The following is a 10,852-nucleotide window of genomic DNA, read 5'->3' on the forward strand; positions in this document are numbered from 1 at the left end:
GACAATTCGGGCGGGCGCGTCGCTGCTGGTATGGTTAGGCGGCCCTAACTATATCCGGACGGAGGGGCGGATCCGAGGGGGCGGGTCCAGGAATGTCGAGGAGTACCCGTGGAATCGATCGTGCCTCTGCCGTTGACCGCTGCCCAGGCGGGAATGTGGTTCGCGCAGACGATCGACCCGTCGAACCCGACACTCGTCACCGGGCACTTCCTCGAGATCGACGGCGCCATCGATCCGGCCGTCCTCGCCCGCGCCGTCCACGCGGTCTTTGCCGAGTCCGCCGGACTACGCGCCCGGATCGCCGTCGTCGACGAGGTGCCCGTCCAGTTCCCCGGTGCCCATCCGGCGCCGGAGATCGAGGTCACCGACCTCACCGCCGACGCCGACCCGCGGCGGACGGCCGTCGACACGATGCGCGCGATCCTGCGCGTGCCGATGGATCCGACGGCCGAAGCCGGCATCGGCGCCCGGGTGTTCGTCCTCGGACCGGACCGCGTCCTGCTGTTCCTGCGCGCCCACCACGCGTTGCTCGACGTCTACGGCTACAGCCTGATCGAACGCCGCATCGTCGCCGTGTACACCGCACTCGTGCGCGGCGAGGACGTCCCGCCCGCGACCTTCGCTTCCGTCGAGCAGGTCGTCGCCGAGGACGAGGAGTACCGCAGCGGCGAGCGCATCGTCGCCGACCGCGACTTCTGGACCGGGACGCTACGCGGTGCGCCCGACGCACTCGGCCTCGCAGAGACCGCGGTGCCGGCCGCGTCGTCGCTCGCCCGCGCGGTGGTCACCGAATCGGTGCAGGTCCCCGGGGACGTCGCCGAGGCACTCGACGCAGCGGCACGCCGCGCCGGGGTGGGCTGGCCCGACCTCGTCACCGCTGCGACCGCCGCCTATCTCGGCCGGGTCACCGGGGTCCGCGACGTGGTGCTCGGCTTCCCGGCCATGAACCGGATGGGCAGCGTCGCGGCGAATGTGCTCACCACCGCCGTCAATGTCGTGCCCCTCCGCATCGAGGTCGCCCCGGAGGCGAGTCTCGCGGCGCTCGCCGCCGATGTGCGTGCCACCGTCGCCGCACAGGGACGCCACACCCGCTACCGGGGCGAGGACATCCACCGCGACCTGCGTCTGCCCGCGACCAGCCCCGGTCCGGTGGGCCCCACCGTCAACATCAAGCCGTTCGGCGACACCGTGCGATTCGGCGACGCGACCGCCACCGTGCACTCGCTCGCGCGCGGTCCCGTCCACGACCTCGCGGTGGTCGCCCGTCGCGTCGACAGCACCCGCGCACTCGAACTGACCCTCGACGCCGACGCCGACCGGTACACCGTCGAGGAAGTCGCCGGTCACGCCGCGGCCCTCGCGCGACTGCTCGCCTTCGCCGCCCGGGAGGACACTGACGAGCGTCCCCTCGCTCACGCGGACCTGCTGGACCCGGATTTCCGTGCCGGCCTCGAATCCCGTTGGCACGGAACCGTCGCCGAATCCGTCGCGCCCGACGCGATGGATCTGTTCGACGCGCAGGTGGCCGCCGCCGGTGCCGCGCCCGCGCTCGTCGCCGGTGCCGACCGTCTCACCTACGCCGAACTCGACGCGCGCATCGATGCCGTCGCAGACGAACTCGCACGGGCCGGCGCGGGACGCGAGGTGACGGTCGCGCTCGCGCTGCCGCGCACCGCCGACATGGTGGTCGCGCTTCTCGCCGTGCTGCGGACGGGCGCGGCGTACCTGCCGCTCGACCCCGCCTTTCCCGCCGAGCGACTCGAGTACATGCTCGACGACGCGCGACCGGCGATCCTGCTCGCCACCGACGACTTCGCCGACCGTCTCGGCGCATCGACCCCGGACGCCACGGCGGTCTTCCGTGACGGCGTCCTGCACTGGCGCGGCGACGTCCCCGCCGGCACCACGCCTTCCGGGCGAGTCGTGCCCGACCAGTCGGCATATGTCATCTACACCTCGGGTTCGACCGGCCGGCCGAAGGGTGTCGTGCTCTCGCGCGGCGCACTCGCCCGCTTCGTCGACGCCGCGACCGATCTCACCGGAATCGGCACGCACACCCGGCTTCTCGCCCTGACCACCCTGTCGTTCGACATCTCGGTGCTCGAACTGATCGTGCCGCTGTGCCGCGGCGGGGCCGTCGTGCTCGCGGGCGACGACGAGGCGCGCGATCCGGCGGCCCTCGCCACGCTCGCCGCCACCGAGTCGGTGAACTGCATCCAGGCCACCCCGTCGCTGTGGGGCGCGATCGTCGAGCACGACGGTCTGGATCTCGCCGGTGCGAACGTGCTCGTGGGCGGTGAGGCCCTGCCCGCCGTCCTGGCCGGAACCCTCGCCGCGCGAGCGCGTTCCGTCGTCAACATGTACGGTCCCACCGAGGCGACGGTGTGGTGCACCTCCGCTCCGGTCCCGCCGGATCTGCCGTGGACCGGGTCGGTGGGCCGCCCCTATCCGGGAACCGGTGTGCGCGTGCTCGACCGGCAGTTGCAGCCCGTGCCGGTCGGCGCGGCCGGTGAGCTGTACGTCGTGGGGCAGCAACTCGCGCGCGGCTACCGCGGCCGCCCCGACCTCACCGCGACCCGCTTCGTCGCCGACCCCTTCGGCGACGGCCGGATGTACCGCACGGGCGATCTCGTGCGCTGGACCGCCGACGGCACCCTGCAGTATCTCGGACGCGGCGACGACCAGGTCAAGGTTCGCGGCCACCGCATCGAACTCGGTGAGATCGAAACCGCAACAGCGCACTTCCCCGGCGTGGCGCAGGCCGTCGTGGTCGCCCGGCCCGACGCCACCGGAGCGGCCCGCCTCGTGGGCTACGTGACCGGCACCGACGTCGACACGGCAGCACTGCACGACTTCCTCCGCACACGTCTGCCCGAGTACATGGTGCCGTCGGTGACGGTCGCGCTCGACGAGTTCCCGCTCACCGCGAACCTCAAGGTCGACCGCAAGGCCCTGCCCGCCCCGGAGATCGGCGCCCCCGACACCGGACGCGATCCCGAGACCGCCACCGAACACACCCTCGCGGATGTCTTCGCCGACCTGCTCGGGCTCCCGGCCGTCGGTGTCGACGCCGACTTCTTCACCCTCGGCGGAACGTCGCTGTCCGCCACCCGACTCGTCGCGCGGATCCGCTCGGCGCTGGACGTCGAGGTGTCGCTGCGCGACGTCTTCGACGCTCCCACCGTGGCCGAACTGGCGGTGGTGGTCGACGGCGCGAGCCCCGCGCGTCCCCGCTTCGTCGCAGGGCCGCGACCGGAACGGATCCCGTTGTCGTCGGCCCAGCAACGCCTGTGGTTCCTCGACCGCGCCCAGGGACCGTCGCCGACCTACAACATCCCGTTCGCCCTCGAACTGCACGGCCGGCTCGACGCCGACCTGCTCGACCGTGCGCTGGTGCACGTCGTTGCCCGGCACGAGGTGCTGCGCACCGTCGTCGGCGTCGTCGACGGTGAGCCCGTGCAGGTCGTCACCGACACGCCGTCGACGATCCTGCAGGTCGCGGAGGCGCGCGACGGGAATGCCGCGGCACTTCTCGACGCGGCTGCGCGGGCATCCTTCGACCTCGGACAGGACCGTCCGTTCCGTGCGCATCTCGTGCGACGCGCACCGGATGACGCGGTGCTGCTGCTCGTCGTGCACCACATCGCCGGCGACGAGTGGTCGGCCGAGACGGTCTTCGCCGACCTCGCCGCCGCCTACGCGGATCTCTCGGCGGGTCGTGTGCCCGACGACGCGCCGCGTCCCCAGTACGCGGACTTCGCGGTGTGGCAGCGCGGTCTCGCCGACGACCCCGCCGCGGCCGCGCTCCGCAACCGCGATCTCGCGTTCTGGCGTTCCACCCTCGCCGGGGCACCCGAGGAACTCGCCCTGCCGCACGACCGTCCGCGACCCGCGGTGCCGAGTCACCGCGGTGGCGAGGTGCACGTGCAGGTGGGTTCGGAACTGTCTGCGGCCCTTCGGGATACGTGTGCCCGTTCCGGGACGAGCATGTTCATGCTCACCCACGCCGCGGTGGCCGCCCTGTTCACCGCGCTCGGTGCGGGCGACGACATCGTGCTCGGCGCGCCCGTCGCGGGTCGCGCCGACAGTGGGCTCGAGGACATCGTCGGCTTCTTCGTCGACACCGTCGCCCTGCGCACCGATCTGTCCGGCGATCCCGACACCGCCGAGATCCTGACACGCGTACGGCGCGCCGACCTCGCCGCGCTCGCCCACCAGGAGGTGCCGTTCGACGAGGTGGTCGACGCCGTCGGTGTCACCCCGTCGCTCGCGCGGCACCCGCTCTTCCAGACGATGGTGCAGTACCGCACCGAACCGGTCGTCCCGCAGATCGGCGACACCGTCGCGACCGTGTCGTATCTGTCCACCGGCGCGTCGAAGTTCGATCTCACCGTCGACTTCGTCGACGCCACCGACGGTTTGTCGATCCGCTTCGAGTACGCCGAGGACCTCTACGACCGTACGAGCGTACGGACCCTGGGGCAGCGTCTGCTGTCGGTGCTCGCGGCCTTCGCCGAACCCGAACCGCGGCACCTCTCGACGATCGACGTGCGCACCGACGAGGAGCGCGCCGCCGGCACCGCCGAGGCGGTGCCCGCCACCATGCAGCTGCTGCCGGATCTGCTCGCGGCGGCCTTCGCCACCCACCCGGATCGCCCGGCGCTCGTGTTCGGCACCGAGACCCTGAGCTATCGGGAATTCGGGGCGCGCGTGCATCGTTCGGCTCGTGCGCTCGCCGAGCGGGGCATCGGACCCGGCAGTGTCGTCGCGGTCGCGGCGGCACGCTCCGACGCCGCCGTGGTGGCCCTGGCCGCCGTCGTCGTCGCCGGTGCCGCCTACCTGCCCGTCGACCTGTCGTACCCGCCGGCACGCATCGAGTTCATGCTCACCGACGCCGCACCCGATCTCGTGCTTGTGGATACGGAAGGCGCCGTGCCCGGAGAGGCACCGGAGCTGACCCTCGCCGCACTGGCCGAAGCGGCGCAAGGCTACTCGGACGCACCGATCACCGACCTCGACCGCAGCCGCCCGCTGCATCCGGCGGACGGGTCGTACGTCGTCTACACCTCCGGTTCGACGGGCGTGCCCAAGGGTGTCGTCGGAACCGCTGCGGCGCTGGCGAACCGGTTGGTCTGGCAGGCGGCACGCGTCCGCCCGGCCGGCGACGACGTGCGCCTGGCCAAGAGCTCGCTGAGCTTCATCGACGGATCCACCGAGCTGTTCGCCGGTCTGCTCTCCGGTGCGACGATGGTCCTCGCCGACGACGCCGCCTCCCGTGACGCCGAGGCCCTCGCCGATCTCGTCGTCCGGCACCGCGTCCGGATGCTCACCGCGGTGCCGAGCCTCGCCGAGACCCTCGCCGCCCTGCGCCCCGAGGCCGCGGAACTCGTCGACACGTGGTTCCTCAGTGGAGAACCCCTCGGCACGAGCGTGATCGCGGCACTGCTGGGCGCACGGGTGATCAACTCGTACGGTTCATCGGAGGTCGCCGGCGACGTCACGATCTGGACGGCGCCGGGCTCCGACGTCGACCGCGTCCGCATCGGTGCCCCAGTCGACGGCGTGACCGCGCGCATCCTCGACCGGCACCTGCGTCCCGTCCCGGACGGGGTGACCGGCGAACTCTACGTCGGGGGAGTGCAGTCCGCCCGTGGCTATCTCGGCCGCCCGGATCTGACCGCGGCGCGGTTCGTCGCCGACCCCACCGGCAGCGGCACCCGGCTCTTCCGCACCGGGGACCTGTTGCGGCGCAACGCCTCCGGAGAACTCGAGTTCGTCTCGCGCGCCGACCACCAGCTGAGCCTACGCGGTTTCCGCATCGAACCCGGCGAGGTCGAAGCCACATTGCTGCGGCACCCGGCGGTGACCGCGGCCCTCGTCACCGTGCGCCCGTCGGCGTCCGGGACCGATCTGCTCGTCGGTTACGTCGTCGCCGATCCGGCCGCGCCGCGTCCGGCGGCCATCGACCTGCAGGACCATCTGCGGACCGTGGTGCCGGACTACATGATTCCCGCGGTCTTCGACGTGCTCGACGCCATGCCGACCCTGCCCAACGGCAAGGTCGACCGCGCGGCTCTGCCCGATCCCGCACAGAGCCACAGCACGCGCGAGGCGACCGACGACGAACGCGTCGTGTGCGAGGTGCTCGCCGAACTCCTCGGTGTCCGCCAGGTGGGCCCCGACGACGACTTTTTCGCCCTCGGCGGCAATTCGCTCCTCGCGACACGTCTGTCCGCGGCGCTGCGCATGCGCACCGGCCGGAACCCGTCGATCCGCGACATCTTCGATCTGCGCACCCCCGCGCGACTCGCGGCGACGGTCCCGGCCACCGCCGGCGGACCCGAACTCGTGCGCCGCGACCACGCCGATCTCGTCCCGATGTCGGCGGCGCAGCGCCGGCTGTGGTTCCTCTTCCGCCTCGAGGGCGCGTCGGCGACCTACAACATCCCGTACACGATGCGGCTGCGCGGCGCGCTCGACGTCGACGCTCTGCGGGGTGCCCTGCAGCACCTGATCGCCGGGCACGACACGCTGCGCACGGTGTTCACCGAGCCGGACGAGGGCGACGTCGAGCAGATCGGCTACCAGCGGGTGCTGCCCGCCGAGGACTGCACCGTCGACCTGCGGATCGTCGACGCCGCCCCGGCGGATCTCGACGTGCTGCTCACCGAGGAGGCGGGCCGTCCGTTCGATCTCGCCCACGACCTGCCGATCCGCGCGACGCTCGTGCGCACCGCTCCCGACGACGCGCGCCTGTTGGTGCTCGTGCACCACATCGCCGCCGACGAGTGGTCCGCCACGCCGCTCGTCGCCGACCTGTCCGCCTGGTACGCGCACCTGACCACCGGGGCACCCGCGCCTGCGCCGCTGCCGGTGCAGTACCGGGACTTCACTCTCTGGCAGGACGAACGTCTCGGTACCGGGGACGAGTCTCTGCGTGAGGTCCAGACCGAGTACTGGGCACGCGTCCTCGACGGCGCACCCGAGGAACTCGCCGTTCCGCACGACCGGCCGCGCGGGGCCGTCAGCAGTTACCGCGGCGGCGCGGTCCCGTTCACCGTCGACCCGCGCACCCGGGAAGCACTCGCCGACATCGCCGCCGAATCCGGCGCGACGATGTTCATGCTCACCCACGCGGTCGTCGCAGTACTGCTGCGCGCGCACGGCGCCGGGGACGACATCGTCCTCGGCACTCCCGTCGCGGGTCGTCTCGACGCCGCCCTCGACCGGATCGTCGGCTTCTTCGTCAACACGCTCGTGCTGCGCACCGATCTGTCCGGCGACCCCACCGTCCGCGACCTGCTCACGCGGGTCCGGGAGGTGGACCTCGACGCCTATGCTCACCAGGACCTGCCGTTCGAGGTGCTCGTCGAACGACTCGCCCCGGCACGGTCGCTCGCACGCCAGCCGCTGTTCCAGATCATGGTGCAGTACCGCGACCGCCTCGACGAGATCCGCATGCCCGGACTCGACGCCGAACCGGTCTTCGTCGAGACCGGCACGTCGAAGTTCGACCTGACCTTCGACCTCGCCGAGACCGACGACGGCGGGATCCGCGGTCGCATCGAGTACGCGACCGACCTGTTCGACCGCGGCACCGTCGACGGATTCGTGCAGCGACTCACGGCTCTGCTGGCGGAGATCGCGGCGAATCCGGACGCCTCGCTGTCGCAGTTGAGCGTGCTCACCGTCGACGACCGGAAGGCATTGGTGGCAGCGGAGATCGGCACGGTCCGAGACGACGGTCCCGATCGCACGGTCCCCGAGCTGTTCTCGCAGCAGGTCGCTGCGACACCGGATGCCCTCGCGCTCGTCGACGACGCCACCGGACGGCGGTGGACCTACGCCGAACTCGACCGTGCCGTCGCCGCTCTGGCCGGGCATCTGCGTGCCTTTCCCGGAGTAGGAATGGATGCCGTCGTGGCCGTGGCGATTCCGCGCAGCACCGCTCTCGTGATCGCCCTCCTTGCGATCCACCGCGTCGGTGCGGCCTATCTGCCGCTCGACGAGAACTATCCCGCCGAGCGACTCGCGTACATGCTCTCCGACGCGCAGCCCGTCGCGGTCGTGGCGGCCGCCGGTGTGGCGATGACCTTCGACTCCGGTGTTCCGGTGCTCGAGGTCGACGAATCCGGTTCCGTCGGAACCGATCCCGCAGATCCGGTCGCAGCACCGACCGTGATGCCCCTCGACTGCGCGGCGTACGTGCTCTACACCTCCGGATCCACCGGAACCCCGAAGGGTGTCGTCGTCGGCCATCGCGCCGTGGCCAACCGGCTGCGGTGGATGCAGGACGAATACGGTCTCACCGCCGAGGATCGGGTGCTACAGAAGACCCCGTCCGGATTCGACGTGTCGGTGTGGGAGTTCTTCTGGCCGCTGATCACCGGCGCCACGCTCGTCGTCGCGACCGCCGACGGTCACCGCGACCCGCATTATCTGCGCGATGTGATCGCCCGGCAGTCGATCACCACGGCGCACTTCGTGCCGTCGATGCTCGCGGCGTTGCTCGACGTGCTCGCCGCAGAGCAGGACCGGGCACTGCGCCTGACCCGGGTGATCTGCAGCGGTGAGGCGCTGACCGCCGACCATCGCGACCGCTTCCACACCCTCGTCGACGCCGAACTGCACAACCTCTACGGCCCCACCGAGGCGGCCGTCGACGTCACCGCGGCACCGATTCCGGCGCAGGGCATTCCGTGGGTCCCGATCGGACGGCCGATCGACAACACCCGCACCCTCGTCCTCGACGAGCGGCTCCGGCCCGTGGCGCCGGGCGTCGTCGGCGAGTTGTATCTCGGCGGTGTCCAGCTCGCCCGCGGCTACCACCGGCGCGCGGGCCTGACGGCGGGCCGGTTCGTCGCCGACCCCTACAGCGACGCGGGAGAGCGGCTCTACCGCACCGGCGACCTCGTGCGGTGGCGCGACCGGGGCGCGGGCCTCGAACTCGACTACATCGGCCGCGCCGACGGGCAGGTCAAACTCCGCGGCCTGCGCATCGAACTCGGGGAGATCGAGGCGACGCTGGTCGCGCATCCGAACGTCGCGCAGAGCGCCGTCGTGGTGCGCGACGGCATGCTCGCCGGCTACGTGGTGCCCCTGTCCGGGCGCACCGTCGAACCGGCCGATCTACTCGCGCACGCCGCGACCTCCCTGCCCGATCACATGGTCCCGGTGACCGTGACCGTGCTCGAGGTACTGCCGCTCGGACCGAACGGCAAACTCGATCGCAGGGCACTTCCCGATCCGCAACCGACCGCGACGACGCGCCGCGACCCGGAGACCCCCGCCGAGGCCGCACTGTGCGAATTGTTCGAGGAGGCACTGCGTCTCGACGTCGTCGGACCGGACGACGACTTCTTCGCGCTCGGTGGCGACAGCATCGTCTCGATGCAGGTCGTCACGGCCGCGCGCCGCAAGGGCATCGAATTCGGCCCGCGCGAGATCTTCCGGTGGCGCACCCCGGCCGGTCTCGCCGCCGTCGCGCAGTTCGCCGAGACGGCTGTTGCTCATTTCGCCGAGACGGCTGTTGCTCAATTCGCCGAGACGGCGGGGCAGCCGGCCGGTCTCGTGGACGATCGGGAGCCGGGCCAGGTGCCCGTGCCGCCGGCTGTGCACGCACTGCGAGAGATCGGTGCAGAGCCGGCCGGAGCCGCACTCGTGTTCGCCGTCGACACCCCGGCGGACGAGGAGAAGGCGACGGGTGCCGTGCGCACGGTGGTCGCCGCTCACGATGCGCTGCGCATGCGGCTCACCCGCGTGGCCTCGGTGCTGTGGTCGCTCGACACCCACCCCGCCGGCGACGAGGTACCGGTACGGGTCGTCGAGACCACCGACCTCGCAACAGCGCAGCAGCAGGCCCGCACCGAGGCCGCCGAGGCTCTCGACCCCGAGGCCGGACCGGTGCTCTCGGCCGTGTGGCTGACCACCGGGCAGACCGGTCGACTCGTGGTGGCGGTCCACCCGATCGTCGCCGACGGTGTCTCCGTCGACGTGCTCGCCGCCGACCTGGCTGCGGCGGTCACCGGGGGACCGGTTGCCGTTCCCGCAGCCACCGCGCAGGGACTCGCGACCCGCATCAACGAGCGCGCGCAGGACCCGGCACTGCTCGGGGAACTGGCGCACTGGGCGCAGGTCCTCGCCCCGGGCGCCGCGCTGAGCACCGCGGTGCTCCCCGTCGGCGATCCGGTCGAGATCGCCGCAGTCGAGGTCAACGCCGGTCCGTCCGGTGAACAGGACCTCGCTGTCGCGGCAGTGACCGCGTTGGCAGTCGCCGTCGGACGCGTCCGCGAGGTCGCGCCGGCACATTTGCTCGTCGAGATCGAACGCGACGCACGTGAATTCTCCGACGGCGAGCCGGACTGCACCCGGACCGTGGGTCCGTTCGCCGTCGGTGTGCCCGTGCGGGTTCCCGTCGCCGACGATCCGGACGCGGTGTCGACCGGTGTGGCCGCCGCCGTGGACGGGGTGCCCGGGGACGGGTCCGGTTACGCGCTGCTGCGGCACCTCAACGCCCAGGCCGCACCGGCCTTCATGGCACTGGCCCGGCCCGACGTCCTCGTCCGGATCGACACGGTGCCGACGGAGCGGCGGACCCCGTGCGGGCGCGCCCTCGAGCTGTCGGTGCGGATCGAGGAGAAAGCGGGCGGTCGTATATTCACAGCCACGATGCGGTCGGACGGACGAATTTCCTGCGAGGAGATCCGAGGGCTGTCCGAGGCCTGGACGACGGCGATGAACGCGCCGGTGGAAGCAGGTTTCAGCACCCCCTCGGGCGCCTAGTATGGTTAGCCTAACCATTAGCTAGTCGGTATGCGCCTGCGGTTCGTCGCGGCATCCGTGGGAGAGAGAA

General features: G+C 71.7%; 1 protein-coding gene. It reads left to right on the forward strand.

Annotation, left to right across the window (positions count from 1 at the left end; translation table 11 throughout):
* The first annotated feature begins 108 nt into the window (after window positions 1–108).
* Complete coding sequence (locus LPH33_RS06060; RefSeq protein ID WP_229567427.1) at window positions 109–10,782, forward strand: non-ribosomal peptide synthetase; 10,674 nt, start codon at window positions 109–111, stop codon at window positions 10,780–10,782.
* The last annotated feature ends 70 nt before the right edge of the window (window positions 10,783–10,852 follow it).

Source organism: Rhodococcus sp. RDE2 (assembly GCF_020885655.1).
Lineage (GTDB): Bacteria > Actinomycetota > Actinomycetes > Mycobacteriales > Mycobacteriaceae > Rhodococcus > Rhodococcus pyridinivorans.